This is a genomic window from Staphylococcus sp. HMSC056G08 (genome assembly GCF_001812305.1).
Classification (GTDB): domain Bacteria; phylum Bacillota; class Bacilli; order Staphylococcales; family Staphylococcaceae; genus Staphylococcus; species Staphylococcus simulans.
In genome coordinates this window covers 58,134-81,034 of the sequence record NZ_KV808433.1, presented here as the reverse complement: position 1 = coordinate 81,034, position 22,901 = coordinate 58,134, and the positions used below count along the sequence as shown (strand labels likewise).

General features: G+C 37.8%; 18 protein-coding genes and 1 pseudogene. 14 read left to right on the top strand and 5 right to left on the bottom strand.

What is annotated here, in order from left to right; genetic code table 11:
* Nucleotides 1-123: 123 nt before the first annotated feature.
* A complete protein-coding gene (locus HMPREF2846_RS01470) occupies nt 124-1,056 on the bottom strand; it encodes an NAD-dependent epimerase/dehydratase family protein (protein WP_070625364.1) in 933 nt (310 codons plus the stop codon).
* A gap of 275 nt (nt 1,057-1,331) precedes the next feature.
* Here HMPREF2846_RS01470 and HMPREF2846_RS01465 point away from each other — a divergent pair, with 275 nt between their 5' ends.
* Genes HMPREF2846_RS01465 through HMPREF2846_RS01455 form a run of 3 tightly spaced genes read left to right on the top strand, consistent with a single transcriptional unit; the run spans nt 1,332 to nt 3,808 of the window.
* Nucleotides 1,332-2,054, top strand: a complete 723-nt coding sequence (locus tag HMPREF2846_RS01465) for a MerR family transcriptional regulator (protein WP_070625362.1) — start codon at nt 1,332-1,334, stop codon at nt 2,052-2,054.
* 16 nt (nt 2,055-2,070) lie between these two features.
* The gene (locus tag HMPREF2846_RS01460) at nt 2,071-2,997 is read left to right on the top strand and encodes an ABC transporter ATP-binding protein (protein WP_070625360.1); all 927 of its coding nucleotides are present in this window, start codon (nt 2,071-2,073) and stop codon (nt 2,995-2,997) included.
* 1 nt (nt 2,998) lies between these two features.
* Entirely contained in the window at nt 2,999-3,808 is an 810-nt protein-coding gene (locus tag HMPREF2846_RS01455; RefSeq protein ID WP_023015529.1) for an ABC transporter permease subunit, read from the top strand.
* A gap of 72 nt (nt 3,809-3,880) precedes the next feature.
* Here the strand turns inward: HMPREF2846_RS01455 and HMPREF2846_RS01450 are convergent, their stop codons facing one another.
* From HMPREF2846_RS01450 to HMPREF2846_RS01440, 3 genes are all read right to left on the bottom strand, one after another.
* The gene (locus tag HMPREF2846_RS01450) at nt 3,881-5,053 is read right to left on the bottom strand and encodes an ImmA/IrrE family metallo-endopeptidase (protein WP_070625358.1); all 1,173 of its coding nucleotides are present in this window, start codon (nt 5,051-5,053) and stop codon (nt 3,881-3,883) included.
* Between the two features lie 165 nt (nt 5,054-5,218).
* The gene (locus HMPREF2846_RS01445; RefSeq protein WP_002479906.1) at nt 5,219-6,466 is read right to left on the bottom strand and encodes a Zn-dependent hydrolase; all 1,248 of its coding nucleotides are present in this window, start codon (nt 6,464-6,466) and stop codon (nt 5,219-5,221) included.
* Nucleotides 6,467-6,513: 47 nt separating this feature from the next.
* Nucleotides 6,514-8,139 carry a PucR family transcriptional regulator gene (locus tag HMPREF2846_RS01440; RefSeq protein WP_070625356.1) on the bottom strand — a complete coding sequence of 542 codons (1,626 nt, stop codon included), beginning with the start codon at nt 8,137-8,139 and terminating at the stop codon, nt 6,514-6,516.
* Between the two features lie 359 nt (nt 8,140-8,498).
* Here HMPREF2846_RS01440 and HMPREF2846_RS01435 point away from each other — a divergent pair.
* Nucleotides 8,499-9,991, top strand: a pseudogene (locus HMPREF2846_RS01435) (putative allantoin permease).
* On the top strand, nt 9,981-11,342 hold the full coding sequence (gene allB, locus HMPREF2846_RS01430) for an allantoinase AllB (protein WP_070625354.1): 1,362 nt from the start codon (nt 9,981-9,983) through the stop codon (nt 11,340-11,342). Before HMPREF2846_RS01435 ends, allB begins: the two are co-directional and overlap by 11 nt.
* A 96-nt stretch (nt 11,343-11,438) precedes the next feature.
* Here allB and HMPREF2846_RS01425 read toward each other — a convergent pair whose 3' ends face one another.
* Nucleotides 11,439-12,254: an alpha/beta hydrolase gene (locus HMPREF2846_RS01425; RefSeq protein WP_070625352.1), complete on the bottom strand. Its 816-nt coding sequence runs from the start codon at nt 12,252-12,254 to the stop codon at nt 11,439-11,441.
* Between the two features lie 194 nt (nt 12,255-12,448).
* Here HMPREF2846_RS01425 and allC point away from each other — a divergent pair, with 194 nt between their 5' ends.
* The 9 genes from allC (at nt 12,449) to HMPREF2846_RS01380 (ending at nt 22,832) form a co-directional block, all read left to right on the top strand.
* Nucleotides 12,449-13,681, top strand: a complete 1,233-nt coding sequence (allC, locus tag HMPREF2846_RS01420; protein ID WP_070625351.1) for an allantoate deiminase — start codon at nt 12,449-12,451, stop codon at nt 13,679-13,681.
* Nucleotides 13,682-13,704: 23 nt separating this feature from the next.
* Nucleotides 13,705-14,493 (top strand): (S)-ureidoglycine aminohydrolase, encoded by a 789-nt coding sequence (allE, locus tag HMPREF2846_RS01415; protein ID WP_002479900.1) that lies wholly within the window; start codon nt 13,705-13,707, stop codon nt 14,491-14,493.
* Between the two features lie 17 nt (nt 14,494-14,510).
* Nucleotides 14,511-15,542 (top strand): ureidoglycolate dehydrogenase, encoded by a 1,032-nt coding sequence (gene allD / locus HMPREF2846_RS01410; RefSeq protein ID WP_002479899.1) that lies wholly within the window; start codon nt 14,511-14,513, stop codon nt 15,540-15,542.
* A 107-nt stretch (nt 15,543-15,649) separates the two neighbouring features.
* Nucleotides 15,650-16,699: an ureidoglycolate dehydrogenase gene (gene allD, locus HMPREF2846_RS01405; protein ID WP_002479898.1), complete on the top strand. Its 1,050-nt coding sequence runs from the start codon at nt 15,650-15,652 to the stop codon at nt 16,697-16,699.
* Between the two features lie 15 nt (nt 16,700-16,714).
* Complete coding sequence (locus HMPREF2846_RS01400; protein ID WP_070625349.1) at nt 16,715-18,466, top strand: acyl-CoA synthetase FdrA; 1,752 nt, start codon at nt 16,715-16,717, stop codon at nt 18,464-18,466.
* Complete coding sequence (locus HMPREF2846_RS01395) at nt 18,466-19,731, top strand: YlbE family protein (RefSeq protein ID WP_002479896.1); 1,266 nt, start codon at nt 18,466-18,468, stop codon at nt 19,729-19,731. Before HMPREF2846_RS01400 ends, HMPREF2846_RS01395 begins: the two co-directional genes overlap by 1 nt.
* Nucleotides 19,728-20,501 (top strand): oxamate carbamoyltransferase subunit AllH family protein, encoded by a 774-nt coding sequence (locus HMPREF2846_RS01390; protein WP_070625347.1) that lies wholly within the window; start codon nt 19,728-19,730, stop codon nt 20,499-20,501. Before HMPREF2846_RS01395 ends, HMPREF2846_RS01390 begins: the two co-directional genes overlap by 4 nt.
* A 7-nt stretch (nt 20,502-20,508) precedes the next feature.
* Nucleotides 20,509-21,450 (top strand): carbamate kinase, encoded by a 942-nt coding sequence (arcC, locus tag HMPREF2846_RS01385; RefSeq protein WP_070625345.1) that lies wholly within the window; start codon nt 20,509-20,511, stop codon nt 21,448-21,450.
* 167 nt (nt 21,451-21,617) lie between these two features.
* Nucleotides 21,618-22,832 carry a CynX/NimT family MFS transporter gene (locus HMPREF2846_RS01380; protein WP_002479893.1) on the top strand — a complete coding sequence of 405 codons (1,215 nt, stop codon included), beginning with the start codon at nt 21,618-21,620 and terminating at the stop codon, nt 22,830-22,832.
* Nucleotides 22,833-22,901: the final 69 nt, after the last annotated feature.

The following is a 22,901-nucleotide window of genomic DNA, read 5'->3' as shown; positions in this document are numbered from 1 at the left end:
AAAATAAGAAAGTCATAGTAATATATAGAATAGAAGTTGATTTCTTATAAGTACCCTAATGAATTGAAATGCTAAAATTCCCAAGCGAACGATTGCCGCTTGGGAATTTTTTTAATTTTAAAGTTAATTTTTATTATATTCTAGATACTCCGCAATACCTTTAGATACAGGATATTCAGGTTGATAACCTAATGTTTTTAACGGTGTCACATCTGAACGAGAATATTTAATGTCACCTGCACGTTCATCTTCAAATGAATAATGAACCTCATAACCGAAATAGTCAGAAAAGGCTTTGAAAACAGTTAATAAATCTGTTTCTTCTCCAGTACCCGCATTATAAATCTTTCCGTTTGTTTCTTCTTTTTCTAACACAATCCAAATTGCTTGAAGTAAATCTTTGATGTAAATAAAGTCTCGTGTTTGTTTGCCGTCACCAAAGAAAGTAAAGTCATCTTTGTTTAAGAATTTTTGATTTAAAATTGATAATACCCCTGAGTAGTCTGACTCTGGATTTTGTCTTGGACCATAAACGTTGAAGAAACGTAAAGAAACAGTCGGCAAGTTATAGAGTGAATGATAAATCTTTGTATACTGTTCACTTGCGAATTTTTGTACTGCATAAGGTGATAAAGGATTAATTTTGGAATCTGTTGATTTTGGTAAATCTGGCAAATCACCATAAATTGCGGCAGATGAAGCAAATAAAAATTTTTTCAAATTCGGATTATGTTGGCGATTTGCCTCTAATAAATGAATCGTTGAATCAATGTTATCCCCATTAGATTCAACTGGTTTGCCCACAGTTTCTACGACACTGACCATTGCGGCTAAATGAAAGACGTAATCGAATTGATGCACTTTCACAAGTTCTTCGAGTAATTCAAAGTCTTTCACGTCATTTTGATAAAAATGATCTTCATCTATAAAAGGAATATTGTCTCGTTTACCTGTAGAGAGGTTATCTACGACAAACACTTCTCCACCTTCGTTGTTAAATTTCTCTGCGATGTGCGAACCGATAAAACCAGCGCCCCCTGTAATCAATACTTTCATAATAGGTACCTTCCTTGTTAGAAAATTAATGTCTTATATCTATTTTAATATGTATACGTCTAAAGTGTAGCATTATACTTTAAAAGTTGAAAGACAAAAGACGTGTTAAACTATTAAAATTATGTAAAGGAACAAAACGCTGTCATGACAATGTTTATAAGACATAAGGCAGTCTGACTTTACACTAATTTAATAATAAAGTGCTTGCTAGTAACGCAACGTTATAGCGTAAGCTAAGAGTGTAGAGAAATTAAAGAGGCAAGGAGGAAGTTTAAATGGAATATTCAACAGGTGAATTAGCCAAAGCTTGTGAAGTATCTGTCAGAACAGTCCAATATTATGACCAAAAAGGATTGCTGAAACCAAGTCGTGTTGAACATAATCGCAGAGTATATAGTGAAGCAGATAAAACACAATTAGAAAGTATTGTTTTATTAAAAAGCATGGGCGTTTCGCTTCAAGAGATTCATCATATATTAAATGAATCAGAAGATACAGCGACATTAAAAGTTTTGTTGAAAAAGAAAGAAGTTGAATTAGAAAAAGTTTTAACTCAAACGAAACAAAAATTAGAACGTCTTCAAAAGTTAGATGAGCTTGTAGGAAATGACAGCACAGGTTTACTAGCTAATGCGCATCATTTTGAACAATTATCATCACGTATGGACCAAATGAGTCAGATTCGTCGTAATATGTTAATAACTGGTATTGCTGTTGGTAGTTATCAAGTTAGTGCTTTAGTACGTGCACTAACTAAAAAAGATTGGAAAATTTGGGCGAAAGCCATTCCGTTCAGAGTGCTTGTTGCGGCAGGGTTAACAGCGTATTACTACCAAAATGTCAGTTACGTTTGTCCAAATTGCCAAACAGTCTTCAAACCTAAATTAAGTCACATGATTTTCGCTAATCATACTTTCAAAACGCGCAAACTCACATGTCCAAATTGCGGTGAAACGCATTATTGTATTGAGGTAGCGGATAACAATAAGTTGATTTGAAGAGAGGAAGATCATCATGATTGCGAAAGTTGAACATTTATCTAAAAGTTTTGGAGATGTGGAAGTTATAAAGGATATTTCGTTTGAGTTAGAAACAGGAAAAATTCATGCTATACTTGGTCCGAATGGTTCCGGTAAAACAACAACCATAAAATTGATGACCGGTTTGTTGAAACCGGATAAAGGTGCGGTCACCTTATTTAATCAAACTTTAGACCAACCGCACTTCAATGAAGTACGACAAGCTATGGCTGTCCAAAATGATGGGGCTTTATATGAAAATTTAACTGTTGCTCAAAATTTAAAGTTTTGGGCGCAGTTGTATGGTTTAGATACAATTGATTTTAATCAAAACAGTACTTATTTATTAAAAGTATTTGATATTGAAGCACATATGCAAGCCAAAGCAGGTGCTTTAAGTAAAGGAATGAAACAAAAGGTATTGTTAATTCGAGCGATGATGACAAACCCTAAATTATTAATATTAGATGAACCAACTTCAGGGCTGGATCCTATTGCTTCAGAACGCTTTATTGAATTACTTAAACAGATGGCTAAAAAGCAAGGAACTACCATTTTAATGTGTACGCACCAACTTCAAGGTTTAGAAAAAATTGCGGATAATATTTTCATTATGAAAAAAGGAACATTTATTGCGCAAGGGACAGTATCACAATTGATACAAACAGAATGGCCGGGACATGAATTTCATTTAAAAGTGTCAGACGTTCAAGAAGCAGAACGTCTTTTAAGTCAAGCATCTATTGATCTAGTTTCTTTCTATGATGTTAGAGATGATCAATTGATTGTGAAAGTGGATGCATATAAGGACATTTCTGAAGTTATTACTATTTTAGTAAAAGAAAATATAAAGGTTTATGAAGTTACACAATATCAACATGCGTTACAAGAACTCTATGAGAAAAAAGTAGGTGGTTTATAAGATGAATACACATCGTATCAAAGCATTGGTTAAAAAAGAATTGTTAGAAATGATGTATGATAAGTCGACGTTATATCCTATGCTTTTCATCGCTGTCTTTTTCAGCGTCATACTGCCGAATATCTTGATTATTTTTAGTACGAAAGTTGATTTAGTTAATTTGCCGAGTGAATTTGAAAAATCGATTCACCAGTTAAATACACTTAATTTACCTGTTCATGCATCACCTGAACATATTTTAATTTATATAGTATTGATGTATTTCTTAATGCCACTCTTTCTTTTGATGCCTGTCATTATTTCTAATGCTTCTGCGAGTTATAGCTTTGTGGGAGAAAAAGAACACAAAACGTTAGAGGGATTGTTGTATACACCATTATCAGATAAAGAAATGTTGTTAGGAAAAGTTATCGCATCTTTTATACCTTCCATCGTCATCACATATGGCGCCATTGTGCTCTATGGTATAACAGTGAATTTATTTGGTTGGAAACAATTCCATCAATTAATTTTTCCTAATGGAGCATGGCTCTCTTTAATTCTGTTAATTATACCATCAATGACTTTCCTTTCGATATGTCTCGTGATGATGGTTGCGAATAAAGCAAAGAGTATGAAGTCAGCTCAAAGTGTTGCGTTATTCTTAGTTGTACCGATTATCGGTTTAATCATTTCTCAAGCTTCAGGTATTATGCTGTTAGGTTATCAAATCATCTTAATCGCAGGTTTCGTCTTAATTATCTTAGACATCATTATATTCTTATTACTTGTGAAGTCATTTAATAGGGATAAAATGGTTTCGAAATTATAAATGTGTAAATACAAAATAACCAGTGCGAAGAACTCGTACTGGTTATTTTGTATGGAAAATATCCAATGGTTTTTAACGGTTATCAGAAGTGTCTATAAAATCGTATTTTAAAATTTCTTTAGGTTCTTTTTTAGTGAATTTATCAAATAAGCTTTGATTGATATTGGCTAACTGTGTTAAAAATTCAGGTTCTACTTTTAGGATATCTAACAATTTTTGCGGTGTAATGAGTTTTCTTACAAACATGTATTCTAAATGAGCGGTTATTTTAATTGGATGTCTGCGTGCCAGTGTATCATCTAAAGGTTCAACCGCTTCATAATTCTTTTCATGAATCGCATGACAAAAAGCAATATATTCTTCAAATGTGAGTAATCCTAACTCATAAGCACGCTGACCCATGGCTTTGATAGATACATACCACTTCTGTTTTAATGGTGTGTAATCATCTGGATTAGACAAGTTAGACACCTTCTTTAGATCTTCCTTAAATGCTTGTTCAGGCAATAGGAATGAAGCGGCGAAGATATTTGCTTCACGTTCTATATCTTGAAATTCTTCATAAGTGAGTAAATCAAATTGAATATGCTTATGTAACAGTAAATGACCTAATTCATGCGCAACATCAAACACGCTTTTTACCGCAAAATCATTGTTGTGGTTTAGAACAATATAAGGCATACCTTTTTCAGACCAAAAACTGAAAGGTTTCGCTTCGTTATTGATATTTGATTCGCATATACATAAGCCTGCTTTTTCTAACATGAATAGCAACCTTAGGTTCGACGGTTCTTTTATAAGTAATGTGCGTGCTTTTTCAGCAGCATTTTTAATAAAATCGATTTGGCTATTAGCTTGATCGTAAAGCTGCTCTATTTCAGCCGTGATGTCTAAAATCTGTTTAAAAGGTGATTTGACGAATCTTGATTGGAATTCTACAAAGTTCGCTAGATATATGGATTGGTAAAATTGTTGGGTGTGTGTATGAAAGTTATAGTTGCTTATAGAAACATGTCCGCGTTGTACTGTATTGGTTCTAGAAAAGACTGTATGTTCGGCTGTTAGATAACTGGTTCTTACTTTGAAAAATTGACTTAAAGTTAAAGTGAGATTGAAATCAAAAGGTGCATGCTTATTCTCGCATTGTCTTAATTGGTATTCACTTATATTTAAGTGTTTAGCTAAAGCTTTGTAACTATAACCGTGTAATTGACTTAAGCGGACGAGTTGTTTTCCAATATTCATAGATGTTGTGTGCTCCTCTTATAGTTATGTAATTATGACTGACTTCTGATGGAGTTGGAAAGTTGTTTGCTATTTATTATTTTATTATACATAAAACCCGAGAGGAAACATGAATTTTTCTCTCGGGTTTGTTTTAAGTGTTTGATATTCGGTTCGTTGTTGTATTTATTGTAGTTTGACGTCTGCTTTTGCCACTTCAATCACTGTATCTATAAGTGTTTGAATACCTTTTTCAATTTCTTCTGGTTCAACAGACTCTTTAGGTGAGTGGCTGATACCGTCTTTACATGGAATGAACAACATGCTGGTAGGGCAGATTAATGCCATGTTCATGGAATCATGACCGGCACCGCTGAACATGAAACGGTAACTGTAGTCATGTTGTTCGCACACTTGTTTAGTAATTTGGGCAATTTCTGCATTCAGACCCACAGGCATATCTTGTCCCAAGTCTTTAACCTCAGCTTGTATATTACGACGTTTTGTAATCTCTGAAATGGCTTGTTGTACCTCAGTCGCAACTTGTTCACGTGATTCTAATTCTTTACCTCGAATATCAATCAATAATGTTACATCGCCAGGGATAGCATTCATTATATTAGGGAAGGCATCTAAATGACCGACTGTCGCAACGACACCTGCTTTATGGTAATGTTGTGCGATGGCTTCAACTTGTAAGATGATTTCTGATGCGGCAGTTAAAGCGTCATAACGCATTGGCATAGGTGTTGATCCGGAATGACTTGTTTCACCTGTTAATTTAACTTTAAAACGGTGAGGTGCTGCGATATGAGTCACAATCCCAATGTCTTTGTGTTTGTTTTGTAAGATAGGTCCTTGTTCAATATGCAGTTCTAAGAAGGCCTTTAAATCTCCTTGATGATAGAAATCTTGTTCTGAAGGTAAGCTTTGTTTTAAAGTGTCGACCAATTGGAATAGAGTTTTGCCTTCATTATCTTTAATTTCTTTCATATCGTCTTGAGACAAGTTGCCTGTAATGTATTTACTGCCGAGTGTCGCAGTGTTGAAACGTGCAGATTCTTCTGCTGTAAATGCGACGATTTCAATTGGGTGATCTGTTTCAATTTGGTGTTCGTTTAAATGCAGCATGAGTTGTAATGCAGCTACAACACCAAGTAAGCCGTCGTAACGTCCGCCATCTTTTACGGTATCGATATGTGATCCAATCATGACAGGCGGTAAGTTAGGTTGCTTACCTTCTCTTCTTGCGATGACGTTGCCGAAGTAGTCGAAGCGGACATCTAATCCTGCTTCTTGGCACAACATTGAGAATTTCAATGCGGCTAAGCGTTCAGCGTGACGAAAGGCAATGCGGTTTGTGCCGCCTGTTTCTGTATTAAAACCATAGTTATTAAAAGTGTCTAAATGAGACATGACAGTATCTAAATTCATGGAGCTCCCCCTGTTTGATTAATGATTGATAGATAGTTATAACGTTATTATTGATCGAAGAGTATTTCTTCTGATGCATATAATGCGAGACGAATATTTAATGAGTTGAACGGATCTTCAACCGTGCAACCTAATATTTCTTCACAATTTTTAATTCGATATTTTACAGTGTTACGGTGAATGAACATTTTCTTCGCAGTTTTGGTAATATCACATTGATAATCCATGTACATTTTAAGCGTATCTTTTAACTCTTCATCCTTTTTCGTTTTAGGATAGGCTAGGTCACCTAAAGTATGTTGAATGAAGGGTTTCAATTTACTTGGTGGTAACAGCTGTAAGAGTTCTTTCATACTCTTTGATTGATAGAAGTTCATGAATGCTTTACGTGCTTTATCTAAGCCGCTTTCATAAGCTTCGTTCGCTTCCATAAAGGACGTTGATAATTGAGAGAATTCTGTGACTCTATTACCAATCCCGAATGAAATACTGCTGTCGAAGAACTCATGGTATTCTTGTTGAATATGTTTTAAGTAATTTAAATAATACTCATGTTTAGATTGTAGTAAAATCGTAAATCTGCGATTACTTGGCATACTGTAAACACTGATACGTGAATCTAAATCTGTGAGTTTGTGTATGAGCCATGTGTAAACGAATTGATAACGCTCTTCAACGTACTGACTGTTTTCTAAATTATCCATCGGGTCAATGGCACAGATAATGACTTGATAATAATCGGAAGGGTAAATACCGTATTGTTCAAATAAAATCGGATGATTATGAACAGATAAAGGTTGATCAGAACGATTCGTAATCAGGGATTCAAAGAAACGATTGATATCTGAGTGTTCAGCTTCTTCAACCTTTTTATTTTTATATATCGCAAAGCTCAATGTTGAGACAATTTGTTCAATCGTTAATAAACTGAAAGGATAAGACAGCTTATTGATATCTGACACCATTAAATAATATGGGAAATAAGCATAGGCTTGTACTTTGAAAATCGCCACGTCATTAGTGAACTTCGTTTGATTGCGAGTAATTGTATTAGCGTTTTCTGAACGTAAGTATTCTAAAAAGTAACGGATATGTTGTTGTTTCAACAAATTATTCTGTTGGTAATGCCAGCTTTGAGAATCAACCATATAGAATGGATTGAATAACAGAACGGGTACGCCTAAAATACGGCTCATTCTTTCTATCATTGTTTCGACACCGAAACCCTTAATCAGCATATCGTTCAGTTCTTCTTGAATATTCAAAGCGTAGTTTAATTTAGCTGTTTGTTCATCTGAGATATAAGTTGAAATTTGTCTTGTGATTTCCCCTAAATTCCACTCTTCAGAGATTTCTATCAATGGAAATTCTAATTCGTTTGCGTAATCAATCACTTCTTGATTGATATGTTTTAAATAACGAGACGTTTTAATACCTAACCCCGCGGTATCAATATCATTTAATTCTTTAATCATTTGTTTCAAGCCTGCTTGATTATCCCGAAATAATAACCCCGTCGTGAGTATAAATGACTCTTTAGCCGTGTAATCTTTAATATCAATATTTTCTGTGATGTCTAAGTGGCGAACTTCTCTTTTTAAATCCCCATTTTCGTTAATGAGTTTCAACCCGGCAAAGCTCGGAGCAGCGAGTATATTTTGCAACGTCGGCATTTAATCACCTTCCTTAAAGTTGGTATGTTGAATTTCAGATGTTATTACAATGGTTTCTCTTTATACAAGTGAATTTACTTATTAATTCTATATGTTTATTTAAATGAGTAGTATTTAAACGCCTTCAAACACTCTATGTAATCGTCATTATAAGTTTTTGAATACTAAATGCTCTTGTTATTGTAACGCATCTACTGAAATAAATTTTAACATGAAATGGCAGAATTTGTTCGAAATTGATAATTTTATAAAAAATTACTGTCAAACTGCACAAAGAAAAACGTTTCCAGTAACTGTAAAATTTTAAGTAAAGATTATACGTATAGTCATATTTATTCCAACTCAAAGGAGATATAGAAATGACGAAACAGGGGCAAGCGCAAAGCGGCATTCATGATGCGGCTTTCTTCGAACGCAGAGGCTATAACAAGGATGTTATGCCTAAAACAGACAGCCAAAGAAATATATCAACATTCAACTTCTTCACCCTTTGGATGGGTGCTGTCCATAACATTCCTAACTATACTGCCGTAGGCGGATTTTTGCTACTAGGGCTTTGCCGTTACAAGTAATTTTCGCATTGATCTTCAGTTCATTTATTATTGCGACATTACTTGCGGTTAACGGTTATGCTGGTTCTAAATACGGCATTCCATTTGCCATGCAGTTACGTCAAACGTATGGTGACATCGGGGCAAAACTTCCTGGTGTGTTACGTGGTGTAATTGCGGGTATTGGTTGGTTCGGATTACAAACCTTCGCAGGCTCACAGGCATTACTCATTTTGCTTATTAAGATCTTCCCGGGGTTCGAGCATTTTGGTAATGGAACGACAATTTTAGGCATCACGATACCTGGTTTAATCGCATTTTTAGTATTCTGGGCTATTAACTTTGCGATTGGTATCGGCGGCGGTGAGACACTAAATAAATTCACTGCAGTTTTAAACCCGTTAATTTACATTGTATTCGGCGGTATGGCAATCTGGGGCTTCATGGTTGCCGGCGGCTGGGACAACATCATGCATTATGAAATCACAACAAAATCAAGTGGTATTATTTATCCAGCTATTTTATCATTCATCCTAATTTTCAACTCAATGATGGGTGTTTGGGCTGGACCTGGAGCAAGTGTTTCTGACTTTACACAAAAAGCAGTTTCAACACGTGCACAAATTGTAGGACAAGTTTCAGGTATTGTTGTTGCACACTTATTATTCGCATTCAGTAGTGTGTTCATCATTATTGGTGGTTCTATCTTCTTAGGTCACCAAGAATGGAATATCTTAACAATTATCAATAACTGGGATAATATCTGGACGATTTTAATCGCCACCGGCGTATTATTGATGACTACAATTTCAACGAACGCGACAAGTAATATCATTCCAGCAGCATATCAATTAAGTGTATTGATGCCGAAGTTGATTAACTATCGCCGTGGTGTAATTTTAGCTTCTGTTGTGAGTGTTCTGATTATGCCTTGGAAATTAATGGAAAATGAAGATAGTATTTTCGTTTTCTTAAATATGATCGGTGCAATTTTAGGACCGGTTGCAGGTGTATTAATCGTACATTTCTACTTAATCAACAGATGTAAAGTCGACATCGAGAGATTGTATTTTGATACAAATAATCCAAATCATGGCGGATTAAGATTTAACTTCTCTGCTTATGTGGCTACAATTCTTGGTGTTGTTGTTTCACTATTAGGTTTCATTCCGAAATTCCAAGTCATTTCTGACTTCTCATGGTTTATCGGATTTTTCATCGCAGGCATTTCTTACATCATTTTATACGTGTTAGAAAAGAAATTTAGAAAGGATAAAGGAGAGAAAGCTAATGAAATATGATTTATTGATTAAAAATGGTCGTGTCATTTTAGACGAAGGCGAACAAGAAGTAGAAGTAGCTGTTAAAGACGGAAAAATCGCAGCAATTGGTCATGACTTAGGTGACGCAGAAAAAGTTATCGATGCAAAAGGACAAGTCGTTGCGCCAGGTATGGTAGATGCACACGTGCATATTACAGAACCAGGCGGCGGCTACCGTGACGAGTGGGAAGGCTACGAAACAGGATTGAAAGGTGCTGCAAAAGGCGGCGTTACTACAATCGTTGAAATGCCTTTAAACCAAGTACCAGCAACAACTGATAGAGCGTCAATCCAAGAAAAATTTGATGCAGGTAAAGGTAAATTATCAGCTAACGTTGCAAGTTATGGCGGTTTAGTGCCATATAACTTAGATGGTGGTATCCAAGAATTAGACGAAGAAGGCGTTGTGGCTTACAAAGCGTTCTTAGCTACTTGTGGTGACCGTTCAATCGATGGCGACTTCGAAAACGTAGATGACTATTCACTTTACGAAGGTATGAAACAAATTGCGAAAACAGGTAAAATCTTATCTGTACACGCAGAAAATGCTGATATTACAGACCGTTTAGGCGAAATCGCTTATAAAAACGGCGAAAAATCATTGGCAGCTTACGTAGATTCAAGACCTGTATTCACAGAAGTTGAACCTATCCGCAAATTGATCTTATTCGCAAAAGAAACTGGCTGCCGTTTACACATCGTACACGTTGCATGTGAAGAAGGCGTGGATGAAGTTATTAAAGCACAACAAGAAGGTGTAGACGTAACATGTGAAACTTGTACACACTATCTATACTTCTACAAAGAAGAATTAGATGACATTGGTCCAGTTGTTAAATGTTCACCACCAATCCGTGAAGAATCACGCTTACCAGGTATGTGGGAACGTGTTATCAATGGTGACATCAACTTCGTAACATCTGACCACTCACCAAGTACACCTGACTTAAAAGATACTGACAACGCATTTGAAGCTTGGGGCGGTATCGCAGGTATCCAAAATAACGTGGATATCTTATTCGACGAAGGTGTTCAAAAACGTGACTTATCACTTAAACGTTTCGCTGAAATTATTGCGACTGAACCTGCAAAACGTTTCGGCTTAGACAACAAAGGTAGTATCGCAGTTGGTAAAGATGCAGACTTCGTCTTCATCAAACCAGAATCTTCATACACATTACAAGCTGAAGATTTAGAATACCGCAATAAACTAAGCCCATATGTAGGTCGTACAATTAACGCACAAGTTGCGAAAACAATTTTACGCGGTGAAGAAACTTACAGTCTTGAAGACGGTGTTTCTAATGACTTCCGTGGTGAATTTATCTAAGTCTTGATTAAATTCAAATAAGTATGCATGCTGTATCACAGCATTAATATAAAAAAGGCCTCCGAACCATTTCAGTTCGGAGGTCTTTTGTCACATTTAAACAAGATTTAATAAGAATGTTTTAGCTTGTTGGTAGATATCTAAATTAAAGTCATTCACTTCGCGATCAAAATCGTGATCTTTGTTATCGAAAGCGATGAATTTAGTTTCTGGAATATTACGGTCTAAATGTTGAGCTTCACCGAAAGGCACATCTGGATCTTGTTTACCATGCACAATAAATGTAGGTGGAAATGCTTTAAGTGTTTTAGGCGCAATGTTATAGGCAGCATCTGTAGATTGTTGAATGCCTAGTAACTTCAGCCATTCGTTTTGTCCGCGTGCATAAAGGTAAATGAGATAACGTGTCTGTAAATCACCTTGTGTTAAAGGTTCTGTTTGAATCATATTATTTAACAGTTCTGGTGTGATTTGTTGAGACATGGCTTTGTATTGTGGATTCGCACGTAAGAATTGCGGTACGTGGAAACGGCTATAACCATAGAAATCAAGAATACCTTGGACATCGCGTTTAGATGCAACAATTAAAGATAAGAATGATCCTGCTGAACGACCGAATAAGAAAATCGGCAAGTCAGGATGATTAGCTTTGACATCGTCGAATTGTGTTAATGCATCATTCATAATCGTATCGATATTGCTTTCAGGTGCTAAACGATAATCTGCTGAAATCATTGTAAAATCTTCAGTTAACAAATCAACGTAGGCCTGTGGTAAATCATCAGGTTGACCGAAAATTAAGCCGCCACCATGAAAGTAAAGAATGATACCTTTAGGTTCATTTTGAGCGGGTGTAATGAGTTGCGTTAATTGAAATTGGTCTTGGGTTGTGATGTGTTTTGTTTCTGACAACAAAAGAACCTCCTTTGGTTATGTTAGATTGCTTTAAATTGTTCATATTTACCCAAAATAATTATCGCAAATCTTATATCTATCGTATTTGTACAAAATGAATAAATACGAGGATGTTAATTGTCGGAATTGTGGATGTAGTAACAAAAGTAAACATTTATAATAGATGATGAGATGAAAAGGAGTTGTTGAATATGAACATCCGTTCCTCTTTTGAAGCTTTAGATAAGCAGTTTACCGCATATGGCGGTTTGATTGGCGGAGGAATTACACGCTTGCTTTATTCAGATGAATGGCAGCAAGCCGTGCATGCTTTAAAAGAAACATTAGAATCAGCTGGATTTGACGCAACTTTCGACGACATCGGCAACTTAACAGGTCGTTTAGAAGGCAGTAAATATCCAGATGAAAAAATTGTTTCAGGTTCTCATATTGACACAGTCGTTGAAGGCGGTCATTTAGACGGTCAATACGGAATCTTAGCTGCTGTGACAGCAATGAAGGCACTTAAAGAAGAACACGGCCAACCGCTTCGTTCTCTAGAAGTCCTTGCCTTAGCTGAAGAAGAAGGCAGCCGTTTCCCATTCGCATTCTGGGGCAGTAAAAACTACTTCAATCTTGTAGACAAATCAGAAGTTGAAGAGATTGCAGACGCAGAAGGTGTGCGTTTTGAAGATGCGATGAGAGACTCTGGCTTTGACTACAGAAAACAAGACCAAAACCACGATGACATCAAAGCCTTTGTTGAAGTGCATATCGAGCAGGGGAAAGTGCTTGAAACTGAAAACAAAGCAATTGGTGTAGTGAATGGGATTGTCGGCCAAAAACGTTACACAGTTACATTAAAAGGTGAAGCGAACCACGCAGGTACAACACCGATGGGCTTAAGAAAAGACGCAGTTGTAGGATTTAGTGAGATTGCTTCTAAATTAACACAACGCGCTAGAGAAATCGGCGATCCGTTAGTACTGACTTTCGGCCGTGTTGATCCTGTACAGAACACAGTTAACGTAGTCCCTGGTGAAATTGTCTTCAGTATTGATACACGTCATATTGACCAAGACGCATTGAATCAATTCGCTGACGAAATCACAGAAACAATCAAATCAGTATCTGAGTCAGAAGGCTTAGAGTACGATATTGATTTATGGATGGACGAAGCCCCAGTATTAATGGACAAAGGTTTAGTAGATAGAATCGAACAATCAGCTGACCAAATAGTGGGTAAAGAACAATATAAAGTCATGGCATCAGGTGCCGGACACGATTCGCAAATCTTTGCGAAATTTGTTCCGACAGCAATGTTGTTCACGCCATCTATCAACGGCATCAGTCATAACGTTGAAGAAGAAACAAACATCGAAGACTTAGTAAAAGGAATCGAAGTATTAAAAGACGTTTTATATGAATTAGCTTACAAAGAATAATTAATGTAAAGGAGTTTTTAATAATGGGTTACTTAAATCACAATCAAGGTTATAGAGAAGGTTTATTAGAAACAAGAGCAGTTATCAAAAAAGACAATTACGCAGTTATCGTTCCAGACGGTTTAGTAAATAACGTAGTACCAGGATTCGAAGATTGCGATGTTACTATTTTAGGTTCACCACGTTTAGGTGCACGTTTCGTTGACTACCTAGTTACATTGAAAGATCAAGGCGGCAACACACAAGGCTTTGGCGGAGACGGTATCCAAACATTCATCTATGTTGTATACGGAAACATCAATGCGTATGCTGGCGATGAAAAATACGAATTATCACAAGGCGGTTACTTATACGTACCAGCTGATCAAGTGATGAAATTCGAAAACAACAACAATAACGAAGACAGCCGCGTATTCTTATACAAAAAACGTTACCAACCACTTGAAGGTCACAAACCAGAAGTTGTGACAGGCAATGTTAATGACCTTAAAGCAGAACCATATGAAGGTATGAAAGAAGTATTAGTTCAAGACTTATTACCAAAAGATATCGCATATGACATGAACATTCACATCTTATCATTCGAACCAGGTGCTTCACATGGTTATGTTGAAACACACGTACAAGAACACGGTGCATACGTATTAAGCGGCCGCGGTATGTACAACCTAGACAACGAATGGTTACCAGTAGACAAAGGTGACTATATCTTCATGGGTGCTTATGCTCCACAAGCAACTTATGCTATCGGCTTAGAAGAACCATTCGCATATATCTACTCTAAAGATGCTAATCGTGACATCGAACTATAAGAGAGGGTTTCTAAATCATGAGTGAAGAGAATTTAGTTTATGTTGGCTATGATGAGTTACGCCAATTATTTAAAGAAAAGCTTATGCTTGCAGGCATGCCTGACAAGTATGCAGACAAAGTCGCTGAGCTGATGGTATTCGCAGACGCACGTGGTATCCATTCACATGGTGCCGTGCGCTTGCGCTACTATGCAGAACGTACAGCAAAAGGCGGATTCAACTTAGAACCAGAAATTAAATTTGAAAAAACAGGCAAATCTACAGGTATTTATCACGCAGATAATACAGTGGGTCATTATGCAGCTTACCATGCGATGGAAGAAGCGATTCAAATGGCGAAAGAAAACGGTATTGCTGCAGTAGGTGTCAAAGAAATGGGACACAGCGGTGCGATTGGTTACTACACACAAATGGCTGGTAAACATGGTTTAGTGTCATTAAGTGTCTGCCAATCAGATCCGATGGTTGTACCGTTCGGAGGAACAAAACCTTACTTCGGTACGAACCCGATTGCATTTGGTGCACCTCGTAAAGACGGCAAGCCTATTGTCTTTGATATGGCTACAACTGTACAAGCGTGGGGTAAAATCTTAGACGCACGTTCAAAATATCATTCAATTCCAGATACTTGGGCAGTGGATGATAAAGGTGAACCGACGACAGACCCTTATAAAGTCAGCGCATTGTTGCCTGCAGCTGGACCGAAAGGTTACGGCTTGATGATGATGGTAGATATTCTATCAGGCAGCTTGCTTGGCTTACCATTTGGTCAGCATGTGTCTTCAATGTATGAAGATTACAGTGCGTACCGTCGTCTGGGCCAATTCCATTTAGTGATCAATCCAAGTTACTTCGGTGACGAGGAACAATTCTTATCACAAATGGAACAAATGGTTCAAGAACTTCATGACATCGATCCTGCGAAAGGCTTTGACCAAGTCTACTATCCAGGTGAAATTCAAGAAGATGTGGAAGCAAAATACGACGAAACAGGTATTCCAATTCCACAATCTATCTATGATTACATGAAGTCAGAACAAGTTTACTAATTCAATTGAATGAGCGGTGCTGGTCATTGCACCGGCACCGCTCTTTATTTAGTTTTGCAGACTAATAAATTGCAAGAATCTTCAAAAAAGTCAGGAGGGTTTTAGTGATGCGTGTTACAAAAAAAGAACTTTATGAGTTAATGAAAAATAAATTGATGAAAGCAGGTTTGCAAGAAGATGCAGCTGCTGACGTTTCAGATGTTTTAACATTCGCAGACCATCGCGGGATTCATTCTCATGGTGCAGTACGTGTTGAATATTACGCAGAGCGTATTGCCAAGGGTGGTATTAATGCTCATCCGAATTACGAGTTTGAAAAAACAGGTCCATCTTCTGCAGTGTTCCACGGCGACAATGGTCCAGGACACCAAGCAGCAAAACAAGCTATGGACAAAGCGATTGAAATGGCGAAAGAAAATGGTATCGCAGTTGTGGGTGTGAAAAACATCAGCCACAGTGGTGCGTTAGGCTATTTCGTTGAAATGGCAGCAGACCAAGATATGGTCGGTATCAGTATGTGTCAATCTGACCCAATGGTTGTACCATTCGGCGGAACTGAACCATATTTCGGTACGAACCCGATTGCTTTCAGTGCACCGACAAATGATGATCGTGTGATCACATTTGATATGGCGACAACTGTACAAGCATGGGGCAAAGTGTTAGATGCACGTTCAAAAGGCCAATCTATCCCAGATACATGGGCAGTAGATGAAAACGGTGAACCTACTACAGATTCAAGAGCGGTACACGCTTTAGTACCTGTTGCAGGACCTAAAGGTTACGGCTTGATGATGATGGTAGACATTTTATCAGGTAGCTTGCTTGGTTTACCATTCGGCGGCCACGTGTCATCTATGTACAAAGATTTAACAAAAGGCAGAGATTTAGGCCAATTACACGTTGTAATTAACCCGGCTTACTTCACTGACCCTAAACAGTTCAAACAACAACTTTCAACAATGATTGATGAGTTGAAAGCACAACCAGCTGCGAAAGGTTATGGCGAAGTTTACTACCCAGGTGAACGTGGACGTTTACGTAGTGAACGCTATGACAAAGATGGTATTGAAATTGTAGATGACATCTATGACTACTTGAAGTCAGATGATGTGCATTATGACCGTTATCACGGTAAAAACAGATTTGCAGAATAATAATGGAGGACTATTATGTTATATACAATCATTAAAGAGAATACGTATCAAGACTCTATTGTATTGATGTTGTTATCAAACAAATTATCAGCAATGGACGGCGTTAATAAAGTATCAATTATGATGGGTACACCCGCAAACAAAGACATCTTCAGAGCTTCAGGCTTCGATTCACCTGAACTAGATGAAGCAAAACCAAATGACATTGTTATCATGATCGATACAGATGATGAATCAATGGTTGATGAAGTGAATCAACAAGTTGAAGATGAATTAAAAGGTAAAGCGGAAGACGATAAGGCTGAATCAACACAAGAAGTTTCTAACTGGAACCAAGCGTTAGATAAAGCTACTAATCCTAACCTTGCGTTAATTTCAGTGCCTGGTCAATATGCGGCTATGGAAGTTGAAACTGCATTAAGAAACAACTTGCATGTATTCATGTTCAGTGACAACGTACCTAAAGATGATGAAGTACTTTTGAAAGAAATGGCACATGACAAAGGTTTACTTGTAATGGGTCCTGACTGTGGTACAGGTATTATCCATTCATTACCATTAGCTTTCACTAACATCGTTAACAAAGGTGACATTGGTATCGTAGGTGCTTCAGGTACTGGTATCCAAGAGGTCACTACAATTGTTGACCGTGAAGGTAAAGGTGTAACTAACGCAATCGGTACAGGCGGCCGTGACTTATCAACAGAAGTCGGCGCAATCACAATGATGGACAGTATCAAAGCGTTAGCACAAGATCCAGCTGTTAAAGTCATTACAGTTGTTTCAAAACCACCAGCTAAAGAAGTAGAAGAAAAAGTATTGAACTTGCTTCGTAATATCGACAAACCAGTTGTGACATTATTCTTAGGTCACAAACCAGAATACACTGAAGCAAACATTTACCATGCATATACGTTAGAAGAAGCTGCACGCGTATCAGTTCAACTTTCTAATGGTGAAAAACCTGAATTCAAACCAGCAACAAAAGAAATCAAAGCAACATTGAAAGATGGTCAAGACGGCATCAAAGGTTACTACTCAGGTGGTACATTAGCAAGCGAAGCAGCAATGCTTGTAAAAGATGCGTTCGACGGCTTAAAAGATGAAACTACAGAAGGTTTCACTTACAAAGCTGGCAACCATGAAATCATTGACTTAGGTGATGACATGTATACACAAGGTCGTCCTCACCCAATGATCGACCCAGGTAAACGTATCGAAAAATTACAAGAAGCTGCAAATGATGAAAACACTGCAGTAATCATGTTAGATAACGTAATCGGTTACGGCAGTCATGATGATATGGCAGGTCAATTAGCACCAGCTATCGAAGATATCATCAGCGAAGCAAAAGCAAATGGTCGTGACATTGCTGTATTAGCAACTGTTGTTGGTACAGAACACGATCCACAAAACTATGAACAACAAATCAAAACATTAGAAGAAGCAGGTGCACAAATCTGCGAAACAAACGATCAAATGGTACGTTCAGCAATCGAATTAACAGGTCATAAAGCTGAACAACCAGAATTGAAAGAAGAGTCATTCGACGCAACTTCAGTTGACTTATCTGTAGACGATAAGATTCTTCAATTAATCAACACAACTCCAAGCGTTATCAATGTTGGACTAAAAAGCTTTGCGACTGCAATTGATGAAAGCGGCGCAGACGTTGTGCAATTCAACTGGAGACCAGTTGCTGGCGGAGATGAAAAACTAATGAAAGTATTACAATTCTTAAACAAGTATGAAGGAGAGTCTGTATAATGGGTTACCAAACAATTGATGAAGCAAACCAAGCTGTCATAGATAAAATGATCGCAGCAGCACCATTCCTAGTTGACGTGGTACCTGCGAAAGATAAAATTCCTGAATTGAAAGAGCATGTTTTACTACATGCGGGTCCACCGATTAAATATGAAAACATGACTGATCCAATGAAAGGTGCATGTATCGGTGCAATCTTATTCGAAGAATGGGCAAATGATGAAGATGCAGCACGTGAATTATTAGAGAATGATAAAATTGAATTCATTCCTTGTCATCACGTGAATGCAGTAGGACCAATGGGCGGTATCACTTCAATGAACATGCCTGTATTGGTTGTTGAAAACAGAGAAAGCGGCAACGAAGCTTATTGCCAAATGAACGAAGGTATCGGCGCAGTATTACGTTTCGGTGCTTACAATGAAACAGTTGTTAACCGTCTACACTGGATGAAAGACGTATTAGGTCCAGTATTAGGTAAAGCTGTTCGTCAAATGGAAGACGGCTTAAACGTTAACGTTTTAATTGCGAAAGCAATCGCAATGGGAGACGAATTCCACCAACGTAACATTGCAGCTTCACTTGCATTCTTAAAAGAAGTTGCGCCAATCATCTCTGAATTAGAAGATGTTGAACCAGAAAAACGTACAGAAGTTATTCAGTTCTTAGCAGACACTGACCAATTCTTCTTAAACGTTGCGATGGCAACAGGTAAAGCAATGATGGACGCAGCTCGTGAAATTCAACACGGTACAATCGTTACAGCAATGTGCCGTAACGGTGAAAACTTCGGTATCCGTATCGCTGGTATGGGTGACGAATGGTTCACAGCACCTGTAAATACACCACAAGGTTTATATTTCACAGGTTATTCATCAGACGATGCTAACCCTGATATCGGTGACTCAGCAATCACTGAAACAATCGGTGTCGGCGGTATGGCAATGATCGCAGCACCTGCAGTTACACGTTTCGTAGGTAGCGGCGGCTTTGCAGATGCCTTAGCAACTTCAGACGAAATGACTGAAATTTGTATTGGTGAGAACCCTAACTTCTCTATCCCGACTTGGGACTTCAAAGGTGCTTGCTTAGGTATCGATGCACGCTTAGTAGTTGAAAAAGGTATTACACCAGTGATCAACACAGGTATCGCACACAAAATTGCCGGCTTCGGTCAAATTGGTGCAGGTACAGTGCATCCACCAATCGAATGCTTCGAAAAAGCAATCACAGCTTATGCTGAAAAATTAGGATTTAATGGATGATTCTCACAGCACAAGCCATTGGCGCAAGTGCAAGCAGAATCTTGAATCATACAACAGAACTTAAAGTACACAGTTGCTTTAATAAAGGTTTTAATGTGGTGGATAAAGATGACAATCTCATCTTTATCGGTACCACTGAAAATGGGATGTTCCCATTTGGCGTTGTAGTTGATGCATACACTAGAGATCGATTACTACAATCGATTCAGGTGGGTCAAACGTTAAAAGCACATCCACGTGCTTTAGCGTTTGATCGCAATCTACAACTAAATATCAATGTGAATGTATTTAAAGCGAGTCAAAATTTTGAAGCCATTCATTTGAATCAATTAAAGGAGAGTATCCAAGCATTTGATTTTTGTGAATATGCTGACGGTGACTTTAATCCTGCTAAAATGCAATCGATTTATGATGCATTGTCAAACCCACATGGAGATGCGAAGACTGAATTACGCTATTTAATAGGTCGAGGGCAAGGTTTGACGCCATCAGGCGATGATATGTTAGTCGGGATGTTGTTTGTTCACTTTATTAGACCGTTTATTCAGCCGCAGCATTTAACAGAAATTGAACAGCTGGTGGATGAACCTTTAACGACATTGGTCAGCCAAACCTTTTTAAAGTATGCCGTTAATCGTATTTTTAGTTCTAAATTAACTGATTTGATGGAAGACGCCTCTAAGTCGACGTTAGAAAAACTTCTCCAAGTAGGCTCATCATCAGGTAAAGACACACTTTATGGTATGTCTATAGCTTTATTGAAGGAGTGAAAGAAGAATGGGTAAATATGTTGTTTTAGCACTTGGCGGTAACGCAATTTTACAACCTGGCCAAGAAACAAAGTTTGAAAATCAATATAACAACGTAAAAAATGCGGCAAGCAAAATGGCCGACATTAAAGAAAGTGGACACAAAATTGTTGTGACACACGGTAACGGACCGCAAGTAGGTAACATCATCGTTCAAAACGAAGCGGCTAAAGACCAAGTTTCTCCAATGCCGATTGATGTATGTAACGCTGAATCTCAAGGTTTCATCGGTTATATGATGGAAAGTGCACTGAAAAACGATTTATACCAACGCGGTATCGATTCAAATGTTGTGTCATTTTTAACAATGGTTGAAGTCAGCAAAGATGATCCAGCTTTCGATAATCCAACGAAACCAATCGGTGTGTTCTTCTCAGAAGAAGAAGCAAAACGTATGGAACAAGAACAAGGTTTCACTATGGTTGAAGATGCTGGCCGTGGCTATCGTCGTGTTGTACCTTCACCAGAACCAATGGTGATCAACGGTGTAGACGCGATTAAACGCTTAATGACAGACACAGTTGTCATTTCATCTGGCGGTGGCGGTATCCCTGTATATCGTGACGATGACGGCAAAATTCATGGCTTAGAAGCGGTTATTGATAAAGACCGTTCAGGCTTGAAATTAGCTGAACAAGTGAACGCTGATACGTTCATTATGTTAACTGACGTACCGAATGTTTATATCAACTACGGTAAAGAAAATGAAGCGAAATTAGAAAACATCTCAGTTGAGGAAGCGGAACAATATGTTGCGGAAGGTCAATTCCCAGCAGGCAGTATGTTACCGAAAATCCAAGCTGCGATTGAATTCGCGAAAACAGGTAAAGAAGCGATTATCTGTTCATTAGCAGACGCTGTCGATGCTTTAGAAGGTAAAGCAGGTACACGTATCACTTTAAATAAATAAGTGACGTGATGCATAGTAAGGTATGTTAATCTTCTATACCTGTACTTGCATTGATGAAACGAAAGACATAGAATAAAGTTAATTCAATGAGGTGGGGAGATTAGGTTCTGTCCTACCTCTCTCTTTATTTTCAAATAAACTTAAATAAATGAAGAAAGGGTGAGCATATGGTACAGGATGAGCGCTTCCAAAAACATAGATTGCGCGATTCGTGGTTGATTGTTCTTGCGATGGTCTTTGTCGCATCAACATTACGTGCACCGTTAACAGCAGTTGGTCCGGTTATTGATCAAATTAAAGATGCCTTATCAATCAATAACAGTGTGGCAGGTATCTTAACGACGATCCCGCTGTTGATTTTTGGTATTGTATCACCGTTTGTATCTAAAGTATCCTCGCGTCTGACAATGTCTAAGACGGTGTTCTTATCTACGATTTTAGTCATTATTGCGTTAATCGTACGTGTCTCTGGTGGATTCCCGATTTTCATCCTTGGTACAGTGTTGCTAGGTATTGGTATTGCCTTTGGTAATGTCGTGCTGCCAAGTTATGTAAAATGGAAATTCCCGCTTCAAATCGGTCTAATGACAGGCTTATACAGTGGTACAATGAACTTCACTGCAGGTTTAGGCGGTGGCTTAAGTTATCCGTTATCTGAAGCGGGTACATATCGTCTATCGTTAGGTTTCTGGTTAGTATTTGCGATTATTGCGATTATATTATGGGTTCCGCAAATGCTTTCAGGTACGAAACAAGAGAAAGCCATGCTTGAACAAGCAGCTAAAGAAGAGAAAAAGTTATTTAAAATCAGTCGTTCTAAACTCGCATGGACAGTCGCATTCATGATGGGCTTCCAATCTATGATTTTCTATACAGTTGTCGCATGGGTACCGTCTATCTTAGTAGATAGAGGTGTAGATGCTTCAACAGCAGGCTACTTATTGATGCTGAACCAATTCGCACAAGTACCGATGACGTTTATTTTCCCTATTTTAGCGTCACGTATGAAGAACCAAAAACTATTAGTGACTATCGTTTCCGCATTCTTTATTATCGGATTCGCACTGTTCTTCTCACAATCATTCACGCTATTAATTATCGGTATGATTTTAGCCGGCTTTGGTATGGGTTCTGGATTTAGTTTATGTATGACATTCTTCTCAATCCGTGCACGTACAAGTGATGGCAGTATCGCATTATCTGGCTTCGGTCAATCAATCGGTTACTTCATCGCCGCAATCGGACCATTCTTAATCGGTTTACTACACGATGTGACTGGTGGATGGATTTCTGGAATTATTTCACTCGTTGCGATGGGTGTCTTATTCTATGTATTTGGATTGCTTTCTTCACACGGTGAAGTAGAAGATGAATTAGCATAGTTACTTTAAGCATGACAGTAAATAGACTTACGCTGTCATGCTTTTTTAATGGAAATTTAGAGATACATT